The organism is Jejuia sp. G7-7, from assembly GCF_055808955.1.
Genome location: NZ_JBVVSZ010000001.1, coordinates 1,653,789 through 1,667,863, shown reverse-complemented (window position 1 = coordinate 1,667,863; position 14,075 = coordinate 1,653,789). Strand labels below are relative to the sequence as shown.

Sequence of the window (14,075 nt, the reverse complement as noted above, 5' to 3'; positions counted from 1 at the left end):
GAAACAGATGAGTATCTTAATTAAACCTATAATCACAGAAAAAGCGACAGCGGATAGCGAGTTGAGAAACTGCTATACTTTCGCGGTGAACACAAAGGCGAACAAGGTAGAAATCAAAAAAGCGGTGGAAGCTGCTTATGGTGTTTCTGTTGAAAAAGTTCGTACTATAAATGTCCGTCCAGATCGTAGTACCAAGTTTACAAAAACTGGTATACAACATGGTAAAACAAATGCTGTTAAAAAAGCAATTGTACAACTGGCGGAAGGTGAAATGATTGATTTATACAGTAACATGTAATTAAAGACTAATGTCAGTAAGAAAATTAAAACCAATCACACCAGGACAGCGATTTAGAGTAGTAAATGGTTATGACGCCATTACTACTGATAAGCCGGAAAAGAGTTTACTCGTTCCGAACAAAAGGTCTGGTGGTAGAAACAGTCAAGGAAAAATGACCATGCGCTATATAGGTGGAGGTCATAAGAAAAAGTATCGTATTATCGATTTTAAAAGAGACAAAGCAGGTATTCCTGGTGAAGTTGCTTCTATTCAATACGATCCAAACAGAACAGCTTTTATCGCATTATTGAACTATCAAGATGGAGAGAAAAGATACATTATTGCACAAAATGGACTTCAGGTTGGGCAAAATGTAGTGTCTGGTACAACAGGTATTGCTCCAGAAATTGGAAACTCAATGCCATTAAGTGAAATTCCATTAGGAACTATTATTTCTTGTGTAGAGTTACGTCCAGGTCAAGGTGCTGTTATGGCGCGTAGTGCTGGCGCTTTTGCTCAATTAATGGCAAGAGATGGTAAGTTTGCTACAGTAAAATTACCTTCAGGTGAAACAAGATTAATTCTTGCTAACTGTATGGCTACTATAGGTGTTGTTTCTAACTCTGATCACCAATTATTAGTTGGTGGTAAAGCAGGTAGAACTAGATGGTTAGGAAGAAGACCACGTACTAGACCAGTAGTAATGAATCCTGTTGATCATCCAATGGGTGGAGGTGAAGGTAAGTCTGCAGGTGGACATCCTCGTTCTAGAAACGGTATTCCAGCTAAAGGTTACAGAACCCGTTCTAAGACTAAAGCAAGTAATAAATATATTGTAGAACGTAGAAAGAAATAAGACATGGCAAGATCATTAAAAAAAGGACCTTACGTTCATTATAAATTAGAGAAAAAAGTAGCTGTAAATGTTGAAGCTAATAAAAAAACAGTAATTAAAACTTGGTCTAGAGCAAGTATGATTACTCCAGATTTTGTTGGACAAACTATAGCAGTACATAATGGCCGTCAATTTGTACCAGTTTATGTAACTGAAAACATGGTAGGTCATAAGTTAGGAGAATTTTCACCAACACGTTCATTCCGTGGACATGCAGGTGCTAAAAATAAAGGTAAAAAGTAGTAAGCTATGGGAAGTCGTAAAAAACAAATGGCAGACGCTATTAAGGAAGCTAAAAAGCAAGTTGCTTTTGCTAAACTTAATAATTGTCCTACATCACCAAGAAAAATGCGTTTAGTAGCCGATTTAGTAAGAGGCGAAAAAGTAGAACATGCACTAAATATCTTAAAATTCAACCAAAAGGAAGCTTCTGGTCGTTTAGAAAAATTGTTATTGTCTGCAATTGCAAACTGGCAAGCTAAAAACGAAGATGCTGATATTGAATCGGCTGAATTGATTGTAAAAGAGATAAGAGTTGATGGCGGATCTATGTTAAAGAGATTACGTCCTGCACCTCAAGGTCGTGCACACAGAATTAGAAAACGTTCAAACCACGTAACATTAGTGGTTGGAGCTAACAATAACACACAAGCTTAATAAAAGTATGGGACAAAAAACAAATCCAATCGGAAATCGCTTAGGAATTATCAGAGGATGGGAATCTAACTGGTACGGAGGAAACGATTATGGCGATAAGCTAGCCGAAGACGATAAAATTAGAAAGTACGTTCATGTACGTTTAGCTAAAGCTAGTGTTAGTAGAGTAATCATTGAGAGAACTCTTAAACTTGTAACCGTTACTATCACTACTGCTAGACCTGGTATCATTATCGGGAAAGGTGGTCAAGAGGTAGACAAGTTAAAAGAAGAACTTAAAAAGCTTACTGGAAAAGAAGTTCAGATTAACATCTTTGAAATTAAGAGACCTGAATTGGATGCATTTTTAGTAGGATCAAGTATTGCTCGCCAAATTGAAAATAGAATTTCATACCGTCGTGCAATCAAGATGGCTATTGCTGCTACAATGCGTATGAATGCTGAAGGAATTAAAATCCAAATTAGTGGTCGTTTAAATGGTGCTGAAATGGCACGTAGTGAACACTACAAAGAAGGACGTATTCCTTTATCAACCTTTAGAGCCGATATTGATTATGCTTTAGTTGAGGCACACACTACTTATGGTAGATTGGGTGTAAAAGTATGGATCATGAAAGGTGAAGTATATGGTAAAAGAGAGCTTTCTCCACTTGTTGGTTTATCCAAACAAAAAGGAAAAGGTGGAAGAGGCGGAAGAGATAATAAGAATCAATCTCGTCGTAGAAAGTAATTTTTTAAAGTAAAAGAAAAATGTTACAGCCTAAAAGAACAAAATTTCGTAAACAGCAAAAAGGACGTATGAAAGGTAATGCCGGAAGAGGGCATCAACTTTCAAGTGGAACTTTTGGTATAAAATCATTAGACTCGAACTTTTTAACATCGCGTCAAATAGAAGCTGCACGTATTGCTGCTACTCGTTACATGAAAAGAGAAGGACAACTTTGGATTAAAATATTTCCAGACAAGCCTATTACAAAGAAACCTCTTGAAGTACGTATGGGTAAAGGTAAAGGTGCTGTAGAATATTGGGCAGCGGTAGTAAAACCAGGACGTGTTTTATTTGAAGTTGGTGGAGTACCATTAGACGTTGCACAAGAAGCATTACGTTTAGCAGCTCAGAAATTACCAGTTAAAACTAAGTTTATAATTGCTAGAGATTACGAAGCATAATAATTTAAGATGATGAAACAATCAGAAATTAAAGAATTATCTGTAGCTGAGTTACAAGAAAAACTTGGTGAAACTAAAAAGAGCTATTCAGACCTTAAATTGTCTCACGCAATATCTCCTTTAGAAAATCCAATTCAGTTACGTAGCTTAAGACGCTCTGTAGCAAGAATTGCGACAGAATTAACTAAAAGAGAACTACAATAATTCTGCTTAAAATGGAAACAAGAAATTTAAGAAAAGAACGTATAGGAGTTGTTACTAGTAACAAAATGCAAAAATCAATTGTAGTTGCTGAAGTAAAAAAAGTAAAACACCCTATGTATGGTAAGTTCGTGTTAAAAACAAAAAAATATGTTGCACACGACGAACAAAACGACTGTAACGAAGGAGATACTGTAAGAATCATGGAAACACGACCTTTAAGTAAATCTAAATGTTGGAGATTAGTTGAAATAATTGAAAGAGCTAAATAATTATGGTACAACAAGAATCAAGATTAAAAGTAGCTGATAACACCGGTGCAAAGGAAGTTTTAACTATCCGTGTATTAGGTGGTACTAAAAGAAGATACGCTTCTGTAGGAGACAAAATAGTTGTTTCTGTAAAAGATGCTACACCTAATGGAAACATTAAAAAAGGTGCAGTATCTACAGCAGTAGTTGTTCGTACTAAGAAAGAAGTAAGACGTCCTGATGGATCTTATATAAGATTTGACGATAATGCTTGTGTTTTATTAAACCCTACGGGTGAAATGAGAGGTACACGTGTATTTGGACCTGTTGCTAGAGAGCTTCGTGATAAATCATTCATGAAGATTGTATCATTAGCACCAGAGGTGCTTTAATACAGAATAATTAAGATGGGAAAGCTTAAAATAAAAACTGGAGATACTGTAAAAGTAATTGCTGGAGATCATAAGGGATCTGAAGGTAAGGTACAAAAGGTATTATTAGAAAAGAACAAAGCGATTGTTGAGGGTGTAAACATGGTTAAGAAACATACTAAACCAAGTGCACAAAATCCTCAAGGAGGAATCGTAGAAAAAGAAGCGCCTATTCATGTGTCTAACTTATCATTGTTAACTTCAAACGGAGAAACAACAAGAGTTGGGTATAGAGTAGAAGGCGATAAGAAAGTAAGATTTTCAGTAAAATCTAATGAAGTAATATAGTTATGGCATATTCACCTAGACTTAAAGAAGAGTATAAAAGCAAAGTAATTGCAGCTCTTACAGAAGAATTTGGATATAAAAATGTAATGCAAGTTCCTAAACTACAAAAGATAATAATATCTAAAGGTGTTGGAGCAGCAGTTGCAGACAAGAAGTTAATTGACTACGCATTGGAGGAAGTAACTACTATATCTGGACAAAAAGCTATCGCAACTATGTCTAAAAAAGATGTTGCAACTTTTAAATTACGTAAAGGAATGCCAATTGGTGTTAAAGTAACTTTACGTGGCGAAAAAATGTATGAGTTTTTAGACCGTTTAGTAACTTCAGCATTACCACGTGTTAGAGATTTTAGCGGAATTAAAGCTAAAGGTTTTGATGGAAGAGGTAATTATAACTTAGGAATTACTGAGCAAATCATCTTTCCAGAGATTAACATTGATAAAGTGAATAAAATCTCAGGTATGGATATTACATTTGTAACATCTGCTGATACAGATAAAGAAGCAAAATCATTATTAACTGAATTAGGGTTACCTTTTCAAAAGAACTAAGATATGGCTAAAGAATCAATGAAAGCCCGTGAGGTAAAGAGAGCTAAAACAGTAGCTAAATATGCAGAAAAACGCAAAGCTTTAAAAGAAGCTGGAGATTATGAAGCATTACAAAAGTTACCAAAAAATGCTTCTCCTATCCGTCAGCATAACAGATGTAAGCTTACAGGTAGACCAAAAGGTTATATGAGAACATTTGGTATCTCTCGTGTAATGTTTAGAGAAATGGCAAACCAAGGGTTAATCCCAGGTGTAAAAAAGGCATCTTGGTAGACCAGCGTTTATCGCATTAAAAAGAATTATAAATTGGTAGAAGGTTTAATCCGAAAGACGGTATTGAAAACCACCACCGCAAATTAATAAATATGTATTCAGATCCAATAGCGGATTATCTAACTAGAGTTAGAAATGCAATTAGAGCTAACCACAGAGTGGTTGAGATTCCTGCATCTAACTTAAAGAAAGACATCACTAAAATATTATTCGAACAAGGATATATTTTAAGCTACAAGTTCGACAATTCTTCTGTACAAGGAACTATTAAAATAGCTCTTAAGTACAACAAAGAAACTAAAGAACCTGTAATCAAAAAAATTCAACGTATTAGTACACCAGGTTTACGTAAGTATGCTGGAGCTAAAGAACTACCTAGAGTACTTAATGGTCTTGGTATTGCCATCGTTTCTACGTCTCATGGCGTAATGACTGGTAAACAAGCTACAAGAGACAATGTAGGTGGTGAAGTATTATGTTACGTTTACTAATATTAAAGCCAGAAAGAAATGTCAAGAATAGGAAATAATCCAGTAGCCATTCCAGAAGGTGTAACAGTAGATGTTAAAGATGGCGTTGTAACTGTAAAAGGTAAATTAGGGGAGTTAACACAAAATTACGACTCTGTTGAGATAAAAGTAGAAGATGGTAATGTTTTAGTTACTCGTTCTTCTGACACTAAAGATCAAAAAGCTAAGCATGGTTTATACAGATCTTTAATGAATAACATGATTGAAGGTGTATCTAAAGGATGGACTAAAGAATTAGAATTGGTTGGTGTAGGTTATAGAGCATCAAACCAAGGACAAAAATTAGATTTGGCCTTAGGATTTTCTCATAATATTGTTTTAAATGTAGCTCCAGAAGTTAAAATTGAAACAATATCAGAGAAAGGTAAAAACCCGATTGTAAAATTAACTTCGTTTGATAAGCAATTAGTTGGTCAAGTAGCAGCTAAAATTCGTGGTTTCCGTAAGCCAGAACCTTACAAAGGAAAAGGAATTAAGTTTGTAGGAGAAGAATTAAGAAGAAAAGCAGGTAAATCAGCTTAATAATTGAGTTATGGCAGTATTAACAAAGAATCAAAGAAGATTAAGAATAAAAAGCAGAATTAGAAAGATAGTTTCTGGAACAGAAGCTAGACCAAGATTAACTGTTTTTAGAAGTAATAAAGAGATCTATGCTCAAATAGTTGATGATGTTAGTGGTAAAACCATTAGCGCTGCATCTTCTAGAGATAAAGCTATCGCTAAAGCTAAAGGTAACAAAAGTGAAGTTGCTGCTTTAGTAGGTAAAGCTGTTGCAGAAAAGGCTCTAAAAGCTGGCGTTGAAACTATAGCTTTTGATAGAGGTGGTTATTTATACCATGGTAGAGTAAAATCATTAGCCGAAGGTGCTAGAGAAGCAGGACTTAAATTCTAAGAAATTATGTATCAAAAATATAAAAGCGCAGAATTAGTAAAACCAGGTGGATTAGATCTTAAAGATCGTTTAGTTGGTGTGCAAAGAGTTACTAAAGTAACAAAAGGTGGTAGAGCATTTGGCTTTTCAGCAATAGTTGTTGTTGGAGATGAAGCTGGTGTTGTAGGTCAAGGTTTAGGAAAATCTAAAGATGTAGCTAGTGCAATTGCAAAAGCTGTTGAAGATGCTAAGAAAAACCTTGTACGTATCCCTATCAGAAAAGGAACCTTACCTCACGAGCAAAAAGGTAAATACGGTGGTGCAAGAGTAAATATTATTCCTGCAGCTCCTGGTACCGGTGTTATTGCTGGTGGTGCTGTTAGAACAGTGCTTGAAGCAGTTGGTGTACATGATGTATTATCAAAATCTCAAGGATCATCTAACCCTCATAATGTAGTAAAAGCAACTTTTGATGCTTTATTACAATTAAGAGATGCAAACGCTATTGCAAGAGATAGAGGTATTTCACTTGAAAAAGTTTTTAACGCTTAATAACTATCAACGATGGGAAAAATTAAAGTAAAAAAGTTAAAAGCGCAATCAATCGCACGCAAAGACAAAAAAGAGTTTTAGAATCTTTAGGTCTTAAAAAGATTGGACAAGTAAAAGAGCACGAGGCTACACCAAATATTCTTGGTATGGTTGCTAAAGTTTCACATTTAGTTTCTGTTGAAGAAGCTTAAAATATAAACTGAAAATGGATTTAAGTAATTTAAAACCTGCAGAAGGTTCAAATAAAAACCAAGGAAAAAGAATAGGTAGAGGACAAGGTTCTGGTAAAGGTGGTACTGCAACACGTGGTCACAAAGGAGCTAAGTCACGTTCTGGTTATTCTAAGAAATTAGGATTTGAAGGTGGTCAAATGCCACTTCAAAGACGTGTTCCTAAATTTGGTTTTACAAATATTAACCGTGTAGAATATCAAGCTATAAACTTAGATACTTTACAAGCGTTAGTAGATGATAAAAAAGTAAAAGATACTGTAGATTTTGAATCTTTGTTTTCTAATGGATTAGCTGGGAAAAATGACTTAGTTAAAGTATTAGGTAGAGGAGAATTAAAATCAAAATTGAAAGTATCTGCTCACAAGTTTTCTGCTTCAGCAAAAGCTGCAATAGAAGCTGCTGGTGGAGAAGCAATAACTTTATAAGATTACATTAACTTATGAAATTTATAGAATCAATAAAAAATGTTTGGAAAATTGAGGAACTAAGAAACAGAATCATTGTTACTTTGAGTCTGTTATTAGTGTATCGATTTGGTGCTCAAGTTGTTTTACCAGGTATTGACGCCTCACAATTAGGTGGTCTTGCAGATAAAACTGATGGAGGTTTATTAGGTTTGCTTAATGCCTTCAGCTGGTGGAGCTTTTGCAAATGCTTCGGTTTTTGCGCTTGGTATCATGCCTTACATTTCAGCTTCTATTGTTGTACAGTTAATGGGTATTGCTATTCCTTATTTACAGAAGTTACAAAAAGAAGGAGCTAGTGGACAAAAGAAAATCACTCAAATTACACGTTGGTTAACTATTGGTATTTGTTTAGTGCAAGCGCCAGGTTATCTAGCTAGTTTACCAGCATTAGGTATTCCGCAATCAGCATTTTTATTAGGAACTGGAGGGTTATTTTACTTTTCTTCTGTAATCATCTTAGTAACTGGATGTATATTCGCAATGTGGTTAGGTGAGAAGATTACTGATAAGGGAATAGGTAATGGTATTTCATTATTAATTATGGTTGGTATTATCGCTACACTTCCGCAATCTTTTGTGCAAGAGTATGCTGCCAGAGTAACACAATCTAATGGTGGTTTAATTATGATTTTAATTGAACTTGTAGTTTGGTTTGTAATTATTCTATTATCAATAATGTTAGTAATGGCTGTGAGAAAAATAGCGGTACAGTATGCAAGAAGAACAGCATCTGGAGGTTATGAAAAAGCCGCAGCAGGTGGGTCTAGACAATACATCCCTTTAAAGTTAAATGCATCAGGTGTAATGCCAATTATATTTGCTCAAGCAATTATGTTTGTTCCTGGTTTAATAGGTGGTTCGTCTTTCTTGAAAGATACTTCAGCAGGGCAATGGATGCAAACTAATTTTGCTGATATGTTTGGCTTTTGGTACAATTTAATATTTGCTTTGTTGATTATTATTTTCACATATTTTTATACTGCAATTACAGTACCTACCAATAAAATGGCAGACGATTTAAAACGTAGTGGTGGTTTTATTCCTGGTATTCGTCCAGGTTCTGAAACTTCTGAATATTTAGATAAAATAATGTCTCAGATTACCTTACCGGGTTCTATCTTTTTAGCATTAATCGCTATTTTTCCAGCTTTTATTGTGAAGTTGATGAATGTGCAAGCAGGATGGGCATTGTTTTTTGGAGGAACATCACTATTAATTATGGTTGGAGTTGCAATTGACACTATGCAACAAATAAATTCTTATTTGTTAAATAGACATTACGACGGCTTGATGAAAACAGGTAAAAACAGAAAAGCAGTAGCTTAATGTAAATAACGTTTAGAAAATTAGGCAAGGTAATTGCTTATAGATTCAAAAACACTATATATGGCAAAACAAGCAGCGATAGAACAAGACGGAACAATTATAGAAGCATTATCAAATGCCATGTTTCGTGTAGAATTAGAAAACGGTCACATTGTGACAGCACATATTTCTGGTAAAATGCGTATGCATTATATTAAATTATTACCAGGGGATAAAGTAAAATTAGAAATGAGTCCTTATGATTTGACTAAGGCTCGCATAACTTATAGATACTAAAATAAGTTACAAGTTATAAGTGATAAGTTGAAGGTTTATTCAACTTTAAACTTTAAACTTTGAACTTTAAACTATTAAAGATGAAAGTAAGAGCATCAGTTAAAAAAAGAAGTGCGGATTGTAAAATCGTACGTAGAAAAGGTAGACTTTACGTGATAAACAAAAAGAATCCTAGATTTAAACAAAGACAAGGGTAAATTATGGCAAGAATTGCAGGTGTAGACATACCAAAACAAAAGAGAGGCGCAGTATCTTTAACTTATATCTTCGGAATAGGTCAAAGTAGAGCAAAAGAGATTTTAGCAACAGCTAAAGTAGACGAAAACACTAAAGTACAAGATTGGACAGATGACGAAATTGGAGCAATCCGTGACGCTGTTGGAGCTTATACTATTGAAGGTGAATTACGTTCTGAAACACAATTAAACATCAAACGTTTGATGGATATTGGATGTTACAGAGGTATTCGTCATAGAGCTGGTTTACCTTTAAGAGGTCAACGTACTAAAAACAACTCTAGAACAAGAAAAGGTAGAAGAAAAACTGTTGCTAACAAAAAGAAAGCAACTAAATAATAATTAGACATTAGTCATTAGTGTTTAGACGTTAGATGAATCTGTTTGAAATAGCAATGTTTAGGATTCTAACAACTAAAGCTGACAACTAGAACAAAATAATATGGCAAAGTCAAGTACTAAAAAACGTAAAGTAATAGTAGATGCTGTTGGAGAAGCTCACGTAACTGCTTCATTCAATAACATTATCATTTCATTAACCAACAAAAAAGGAGATGTGATTTCATGGTCTTCTGCTGGTAAAATGGGATTTAGAGGTTCTAAGAAAAACACACCTTATGCTGCTCAATTAGCTGCGGAAGATGCTGCAGGAGTTGCATCAGAAGCTGGATTGAAAAAAGTAAAAGTATATGTTAAAGGACCAGGTAATGGTAGAGAATCTGCTATTCGTTCTATCCACAATGCAGGTATAGAAGTAACAGAAATTGTTGATGTTACACCACTACCACATAATGGATGTCGTCCTCCAAAACGTAGAAGAGTTTAATCACGTTTTTTAACGTGTTTTAAATAAAAAATTAATATCGTCTGTTTATTAGATGGTATTAATTTTTTGCATAAATTTGCAAACTGAAAAAAATCAATTATTAACAAGTATCAACGAGAGATCAACGATTATCGAAGGATAAGATTAAGACCTTAATTCATAATCACTCTTAAAAACAACAAGAAATGGCAAGATATACTGGTCCTAAAACTAAAATAGCTCGTAAATTTGGCGAAGCTATCTTCGGAGAAGATAAATCTTTTGAAAAAGAAATTACCCTCCAGGTCAACACGGAAACGCTAGACGACGTGGAAAAAAATCTGAATACGCAATCCAATTAGCTGAAAAGCAAAAGGCAAAGTACACTTATGGTATTTTAGAGCGTCAATTTAGAGGTTTATTTAAAAAAGCAAGAGCTGCTCAAGGTATTACAGGTGAAGTTTTATTACAACTTTGCGAGTCTAGATTAGACAATGTAGTATACAGAATGGGGGTTTCTCCTTCTAGAAGTGGAGCTCGTCAATTAGTATCTCACAGACATATTACTGTTAACGGTGAAATCGTAAACATTCCTTCTTATTCTTTAAAGGCAGGAGATGTTGTTGCTGTAAGAGAAAAATCAAAATCACTTGAAGCTATTGAGAGATCATTATCAAACTCAAGTCAAGTTTACGAATGGATTACATGGAATAATGATACAAAGCAAGGAACTTATGTTTCTGTTCCTGCTAGAATTCAAATTCCAGAAAATATCAACGAGCAATTCATCGTAGAATTATACTCTAAATAATAAATTAATCATATTGGTATTTGGCCAAAGGATTTATTAGTGTTCTTCAAACTTTTAAATCGCGCAACTAAATAACAATTAAAACGAAGAAAAACATGGCAGTATTTAATTTTCAGAAACCCGATAAAGTAATCATGATAGATTCTACTGATTTCGAAGGTAAATTCGAATTCAGACCACTAGAACCTGGTTATGGTTTAACAGTAGGAAATGCATTAAGAAGAGTATTATTATCTTCTTTAGAAGGATTTGCAATCACATCGGTAAGAATAGAAGGTGTAGATCACGAATTTTCAGCAATAGCTGGCGTGGTAGAAGATGTAACTGAAATCATTTTAAACTTAAAACAAGTTCGTTTCAAGAGACAAATTGAAGATATAGACAATGAGTCTATCTCAATTTCTATTTCGGGACAAGAACAAATATTAGCTGGAGATTTTCAAAAGTTTATCTCAGGATTCCAAGTATTAAATTCAGAATTAGTAATCTGTAATTTAGATCCTAAGGTAAGTTTCAATATGGAAATCACAATAGAAAAAGGTAGAGGATATGTGCCAGCAGAGGAGAATAAAAAAGCTTCTGCACCAATGGGAACTATCTTTACAGATTCTATTTACACACCAATAAAAAATGTTAAGTATAGCATTGAAAATTACCGTGTTGAGCAAAAAACCGATTACGAAAAATTAGTTTTCGAAATCATTACTGATGGTTCTATAACACCACAGGATGCTTTAACTGAAGCAGCTAAAACATTAATTCACCACTTCATGTTATTCTCTGATGAGCGTATCACTTTAGAAGCTGATGAAATTGCACAAACTGAAACTTATGATGAAGAATCACTTCACATGCGTCAGTTGCTTAAAACTAAGCTTATTGATATGGATTTATCAGTACGTGCATTAAACTGTTTAAAAGCGGCAGAGGTTGATACTTTAGGAGACTTAGTATCATTCAATAAAAACGATTTAATGAAGTTCCGTAACTTTGGTAAAAAATCTTTAACTGAGCTTGAAGAGCTTGTACATGTTAAAGGTTTAAATTTCGGAATGGATTTAAGTAAATATAAATTAGACAAAGATTAATTAATCATATTTTGCTCCTCGATAAACGAGTTTGGTAGCAAGATGATAACACAAATGTCATGAGACACGGAAAAAAAATCAATCACTTAGGTAGAAAAACTGCCCACAGAAAAGCAATGTTGGCCAATATGGCTTGTTCTTTAATAGAGCACAAACGTATTAACACAACTGTTGCAAAAGCAAAAGCTTTAAAGCAATTTGTTGAGCCAATGATTACTAAGTCTAAAACAGATACTACTCACAACAGACGTATTGTGATGGCGCGTTTAAGACAAAAAGAAGCAGTTACTGAGTTATTCAGAGAAGTTGCTACTAAAATTGGAGATAGACCAGGAGGTTACACAAGAATTATTAAATTGGGTAATCGTTTAGGTGATAATGCTGATATGGCAATGATAGAATTAGTTGATTACAACGAAATCTACAATGCAGGTAAGAAAGAGAAGAAAACAACTAGAAGAAGTAGAAGAGGTGGTTCTAAACCAGCTACTCCTCCAGTAGAAACTCAAGCAACAAACGAAGAAGAATAAATGTTAATAAGCATTTAATATAAAAAGGATAAACTATTTTTAGTTTATCCTTTTTTTTGAATTTTTGTAAAACTTTTAGCGTTTTCATATTTACTAGAGATTCTAGAAAAGATAGCGCACTTAAACCAAAATGAATTAGATGAAATATCAAAAGAGACAAAACGCCATTATTCTACTTGCAGATGGTACAATTTTTTATGGTAAGGCAGTAGGTAACAAACAAGGAACTTCGTTTGGAGAAGTATGTTTTAACACCGGTATGACCGGGTATCAGGAGATTTTTACTGACCCTTCGTATTACGGACAACTGATGGTTGCAACTAATGCACACATTGGAAACTACGGTGTTAATGATGAAGAAGTTGAATCTGATTCTATTAAAATAGCGGGTTTAATTGTAAAAAACTTCAGTTATGAGTATTCTAGAGATGATGCTGATGGTTCATTAGAAGATTTTTTAGAACAAAATAATCTTTTAGCAATTTCAGATGTTGATACAAGAGCTTTGGTAAGTTATATTAGAGATCATGGTGCTATGAATGCTGTAATTTCTACTGAGGTTGAAAATATTGAAGGCTTAAAGAAGCAATTAGCTGAAGTACCGCCAATGAATGGTTTGGAATTGGCATCTAAAGTATCGTGTACAGAACCTTATTATTTTGGAGACGAAAATGCAACTTTTAAAGTGGCTGCATTAGATATTGGTATTAAAAAGAATATTCTTAGAAATATTGCGAGTAGAGATTGTTATATAAAAGTATTTCCATACAATTCTAAATTTGAAGATTTAGAGGCGTTTAATCCAGATGGATACTTTTTATCTAACGGTCCAGGAGATCCAGAGCCTTTGGTAGAAGCGCAAGCTATTGCTAAAGAAATTATTAAGCGTGATTTACCATTATTCGGTATTTGTTTAGGACACCAAGTAATTGCTATTGCTAATGGTGTTTCAACTTATAAAATGCATAACGGGCACAGAGGTATTAACCATCCTGTAAAAAACTTAATTACTGGAAAAGGTGAAATTACATCTCAAAACCATGGTTTTGCTGTAAATAGAGAAGAGGCCGAAGCGAATGAAGATTTACAAATATCACATATTCACTTGAATGATGATACGGTTGCAGGTTTGGCTATGAAGTCTAAAAACTGTTTTTCGGTGCAATACCACCCTGAAGCAAGTCCAGGACCACACGATTCTTCTTATTTGTTTGATCAATTTGTTGAGAATATTAAGAAAAGTAAGCTTACTACTGCTTAAGAATAGTGTTTTCAGAATAGGGCTTAGCTTATAAAATGTAGTGAATTTTCCGGATAAGTGCGTTAGAGATTGAACGGTATGTTTAAGCT

At 34.2% G+C, this 14,075-nt stretch carries 24 protein-coding genes and 3 pseudogenes; all 27 read left to right on the top strand.

The genetic code is table 11. The features are described 5' to 3' along the window. The first annotated feature begins 7 nt into the window (after positions 1–7). The 27 genes and pseudogenes from rplW (at position 8) to carA (ending at position 13,986) form a co-directional block, all read left to right on the top strand. On the top strand, positions 8–298 hold the full coding sequence (rplW, locus tag AC0L5U_RS08205) for a 50S ribosomal protein L23 (protein WP_019386269.1): 291 nt from the start codon (positions 8–10) through the stop codon (positions 296–298). Between the two features lie 10 nt (positions 299–308). Further along, positions 309–1,136, top strand: coding sequence for a 50S ribosomal protein L2 (gene rplB / locus AC0L5U_RS08200; RefSeq protein WP_473415763.1), 828 nt, complete (start codon positions 309–311; stop codon positions 1,134–1,136). Between the two features lie 3 nt (positions 1,137–1,139). Beyond that, a complete protein-coding gene (gene rpsS, locus AC0L5U_RS08195) occupies positions 1,140–1,418 on the top strand; it encodes a 30S ribosomal protein S19 (protein WP_044399704.1) in 279 nt (92 codons plus the stop codon). A 6-nt stretch (positions 1,419–1,424) separates the two neighbouring features. Next, positions 1,425–1,832 carry a 50S ribosomal protein L22 gene (gene rplV, locus AC0L5U_RS08190; protein ID WP_473415761.1) on the top strand — a complete coding sequence of 136 codons (408 nt, stop codon included), beginning with the start codon at positions 1,425–1,427 and terminating at the stop codon, positions 1,830–1,832. Between the two features lie 7 nt (positions 1,833–1,839). Further along, positions 1,840–2,562, top strand: a complete 723-nt coding sequence (gene rpsC, locus AC0L5U_RS08185; RefSeq protein WP_473415760.1) for a 30S ribosomal protein S3 — start codon at positions 1,840–1,842, stop codon at positions 2,560–2,562. A gap of 20 nt (positions 2,563–2,582) precedes the next feature. Beyond that, positions 2,583–3,002, top strand: a complete 420-nt coding sequence (rplP, locus tag AC0L5U_RS08180) for a 50S ribosomal protein L16 (RefSeq protein ID WP_473415759.1) — start codon at positions 2,583–2,585, stop codon at positions 3,000–3,002. Positions 3,003–3,014: 12 nt separating this feature from the next. Next, entirely contained in the window at positions 3,015–3,206 is a 192-nt protein-coding gene (gene rpmC / locus AC0L5U_RS08175) for a 50S ribosomal protein L29 (protein ID WP_473416220.1), read from the top strand. Positions 3,207–3,217: 11 nt separating this feature from the next. Beyond that, a complete protein-coding gene (gene rpsQ / locus AC0L5U_RS08170; RefSeq protein WP_367055522.1) occupies positions 3,218–3,475 on the top strand; it encodes a 30S ribosomal protein S17 in 258 nt (85 codons plus the stop codon). Positions 3,476–3,477: 2 nt separating this feature from the next. Continuing rightward, the gene (gene rplN, locus AC0L5U_RS08165) at positions 3,478–3,846 is read left to right on the top strand and encodes a 50S ribosomal protein L14 (protein ID WP_367055525.1); all 369 of its coding nucleotides are present in this window, start codon (positions 3,478–3,480) and stop codon (positions 3,844–3,846) included. Positions 3,847–3,861: 15 nt separating this feature from the next. Then, entirely contained in the window at positions 3,862–4,173 is a 312-nt protein-coding gene (gene rplX, locus AC0L5U_RS08160) for a 50S ribosomal protein L24 (protein WP_473415758.1), read from the top strand. Positions 4,174–4,175: 2 nt separating this feature from the next. Then, on the top strand, positions 4,176–4,727 hold the full coding sequence (gene rplE, locus AC0L5U_RS08155; RefSeq protein WP_473415756.1) for a 50S ribosomal protein L5: 552 nt from the start codon (positions 4,176–4,178) through the stop codon (positions 4,725–4,727). A 3-nt stretch (positions 4,728–4,730) separates the two neighbouring features. Beyond that, positions 4,731–5,000 carry a 30S ribosomal protein S14 gene (rpsN, locus tag AC0L5U_RS08150; RefSeq protein WP_013869031.1) on the top strand — a complete coding sequence of 90 codons (270 nt, stop codon included), beginning with the start codon at positions 4,731–4,733 and terminating at the stop codon, positions 4,998–5,000. Positions 5,001–5,092: 92 nt separating this feature from the next. After that, positions 5,093–5,491, top strand: coding sequence for a 30S ribosomal protein S8 (gene rpsH / locus AC0L5U_RS08145; RefSeq protein WP_473415755.1), 399 nt, complete (start codon positions 5,093–5,095; stop codon positions 5,489–5,491). Positions 5,492–5,509: 18 nt separating this feature from the next. Continuing rightward, entirely contained in the window at positions 5,510–6,052 is a 543-nt protein-coding gene (gene rplF / locus AC0L5U_RS08140; protein WP_473415754.1) for a 50S ribosomal protein L6, read from the top strand. A gap of 10 nt (positions 6,053–6,062) precedes the next feature. Continuing rightward, entirely contained in the window at positions 6,063–6,422 is a 360-nt protein-coding gene (gene rplR, locus AC0L5U_RS08135; RefSeq protein WP_473415753.1) for a 50S ribosomal protein L18, read from the top strand. Positions 6,423–6,428: 6 nt separating this feature from the next. Next, the gene (gene rpsE / locus AC0L5U_RS08130; RefSeq protein WP_042245238.1) at positions 6,429–6,953 is read left to right on the top strand and encodes a 30S ribosomal protein S5; all 525 of its coding nucleotides are present in this window, start codon (positions 6,429–6,431) and stop codon (positions 6,951–6,953) included. Between the two features lie 12 nt (positions 6,954–6,965). Then, positions 6,966–7,144 (top strand): annotated as a pseudogene (gene rpmD / locus AC0L5U_RS08125) (50S ribosomal protein L30). Positions 7,145–7,158: 14 nt separating this feature from the next. Next, positions 7,159–7,611 carry a 50S ribosomal protein L15 gene (rplO, locus tag AC0L5U_RS08120; RefSeq protein ID WP_473415751.1) on the top strand — a complete coding sequence of 151 codons (453 nt, stop codon included), beginning with the start codon at positions 7,159–7,161 and terminating at the stop codon, positions 7,609–7,611. A 14-nt stretch (positions 7,612–7,625) separates the two neighbouring features. Further along, positions 7,626–8,979: pseudogene (gene secY / locus AC0L5U_RS08115) on the top strand (preprotein translocase subunit SecY). 60 nt (positions 8,980–9,039) lie between these two features. Further along, positions 9,040–9,255 carry a translation initiation factor IF-1 gene (gene infA, locus AC0L5U_RS08110; protein ID WP_007094967.1) on the top strand — a complete coding sequence of 72 codons (216 nt, stop codon included), beginning with the start codon at positions 9,040–9,042 and terminating at the stop codon, positions 9,253–9,255. An 80-nt stretch (positions 9,256–9,335) separates the two neighbouring features. Next, a complete protein-coding gene (gene ykgO / locus AC0L5U_RS08105; RefSeq protein ID WP_013305171.1) occupies positions 9,336–9,452 on the top strand; it encodes a type B 50S ribosomal protein L36 in 117 nt (38 codons plus the stop codon). Between the two features lie 3 nt (positions 9,453–9,455). Beyond that, positions 9,456–9,830: a 30S ribosomal protein S13 gene (gene rpsM / locus AC0L5U_RS08100; RefSeq protein ID WP_473415750.1), complete on the top strand. Its 375-nt coding sequence runs from the start codon at positions 9,456–9,458 to the stop codon at positions 9,828–9,830. A 103-nt stretch (positions 9,831–9,933) separates the two neighbouring features. Then, positions 9,934–10,317 carry a 30S ribosomal protein S11 gene (gene rpsK / locus AC0L5U_RS08095; protein ID WP_473415748.1) on the top strand — a complete coding sequence of 128 codons (384 nt, stop codon included), beginning with the start codon at positions 9,934–9,936 and terminating at the stop codon, positions 10,315–10,317. 185 nt (positions 10,318–10,502) lie between these two features. Next, positions 10,503–11,107 (top strand): annotated as a pseudogene (rpsD, locus tag AC0L5U_RS08090) (30S ribosomal protein S4). 95 nt (positions 11,108–11,202) lie between these two features. Then, a complete protein-coding gene (locus AC0L5U_RS08085; protein WP_473415747.1) occupies positions 11,203–12,195 on the top strand; it encodes a DNA-directed RNA polymerase subunit alpha in 993 nt (330 codons plus the stop codon). 59 nt (positions 12,196–12,254) lie between these two features. Continuing rightward, positions 12,255–12,725 (top strand): 50S ribosomal protein L17, encoded by a 471-nt coding sequence (gene rplQ / locus AC0L5U_RS08080; RefSeq protein ID WP_473415746.1) that lies wholly within the window; start codon positions 12,255–12,257, stop codon positions 12,723–12,725. Positions 12,726–12,864: 139 nt separating this feature from the next. Further along, positions 12,865–13,986, top strand: a complete 1,122-nt coding sequence (gene carA / locus AC0L5U_RS08075; protein WP_473415745.1) for a glutamine-hydrolyzing carbamoyl-phosphate synthase small subunit — start codon at positions 12,865–12,867, stop codon at positions 13,984–13,986. Positions 13,987–14,075: the final 89 nt, after the last annotated feature.

Excerpts from the sequence above, each read along its gene's own strand:
- rplO (WP_473415751.1), top strand. The coding sequence starts at position 7,159 with ATGGATTTAAGTAATTTAAAACCTGCAGAAGGTTCAAATAAAAACCAA.
- rplX (WP_473415758.1), top strand. The coding sequence starts at position 3,862 with ATGGGAAAGCTTAAAATAAAAACTGGAGATACTGTAAAAGTAATTGCT.
- rpsM (WP_473415750.1), top strand. The coding sequence starts at position 9,456 with ATGGCAAGAATTGCAGGTGTAGACATACCAAAACAAAAGAGAGGCGCA.
- rpsS (WP_044399704.1), top strand. The coding sequence starts at position 1,140 with ATGGCAAGATCATTAAAAAAAGGACCTTACGTTCATTATAAATTAGAG.
- rplN (WP_367055525.1), top strand. The coding sequence starts at position 3,478 with ATGGTACAACAAGAATCAAGATTAAAAGTAGCTGATAACACCGGTGCA.
- rplV (WP_473415761.1), top strand. The coding sequence starts at position 1,425 with ATGGGAAGTCGTAAAAAACAAATGGCAGACGCTATTAAGGAAGCTAAA.
- rplQ (WP_473415746.1), top strand. The coding sequence starts at position 12,255 with ATGAGACACGGAAAAAAAATCAATCACTTAGGTAGAAAAACTGCCCAC.
- rplW (WP_019386269.1), top strand. The coding sequence starts at position 8 with ATGAGTATCTTAATTAAACCTATAATCACAGAAAAAGCGACAGCGGAT.
- rpmC (WP_473416220.1), top strand. The coding sequence starts at position 3,015 with ATGAAACAATCAGAAATTAAAGAATTATCTGTAGCTGAGTTACAAGAA.
- AC0L5U_RS08085 (WP_473415747.1), top strand. The coding sequence starts at position 11,203 with ATGGCAGTATTTAATTTTCAGAAACCCGATAAAGTAATCATGATAGAT.
- infA (WP_007094967.1), top strand. The coding sequence starts at position 9,040 with ATGGCAAAACAAGCAGCGATAGAACAAGACGGAACAATTATAGAAGCA.
- rpsH (WP_473415755.1), top strand. The coding sequence starts at position 5,093 with ATGTATTCAGATCCAATAGCGGATTATCTAACTAGAGTTAGAAATGCA.
- rplF (WP_473415754.1), top strand. The coding sequence starts at position 5,510 with ATGTCAAGAATAGGAAATAATCCAGTAGCCATTCCAGAAGGTGTAACA.
- rpsK (WP_473415748.1), top strand. The coding sequence starts at position 9,934 with ATGGCAAAGTCAAGTACTAAAAAACGTAAAGTAATAGTAGATGCTGTT.
- ykgO (WP_013305171.1), top strand. The coding sequence starts at position 9,336 with ATGAAAGTAAGAGCATCAGTTAAAAAAAGAAGTGCGGATTGTAAAATC.
- rplE (WP_473415756.1), top strand. The coding sequence starts at position 4,176 with ATGGCATATTCACCTAGACTTAAAGAAGAGTATAAAAGCAAAGTAATT.
- rpsQ (WP_367055522.1), top strand. The coding sequence starts at position 3,218 with ATGGAAACAAGAAATTTAAGAAAAGAACGTATAGGAGTTGTTACTAGT.
- rpsC (WP_473415760.1), top strand. The coding sequence starts at position 1,840 with ATGGGACAAAAAACAAATCCAATCGGAAATCGCTTAGGAATTATCAGA.
- rpsN (WP_013869031.1), top strand. The coding sequence starts at position 4,731 with ATGGCTAAAGAATCAATGAAAGCCCGTGAGGTAAAGAGAGCTAAAACA.
- rplB (WP_473415763.1), top strand. The coding sequence starts at position 309 with ATGTCAGTAAGAAAATTAAAACCAATCACACCAGGACAGCGATTTAGA.
- rplP (WP_473415759.1), top strand. The coding sequence starts at position 2,583 with ATGTTACAGCCTAAAAGAACAAAATTTCGTAAACAGCAAAAAGGACGT.
- rplR (WP_473415753.1), top strand. The coding sequence starts at position 6,063 with ATGGCAGTATTAACAAAGAATCAAAGAAGATTAAGAATAAAAAGCAGA.
- carA (WP_473415745.1), top strand. The coding sequence starts at position 12,865 with ATGAAATATCAAAAGAGACAAAACGCCATTATTCTACTTGCAGATGGT.
- rpsE (WP_042245238.1), top strand. The coding sequence starts at position 6,429 with ATGTATCAAAAATATAAAAGCGCAGAATTAGTAAAACCAGGTGGATTA.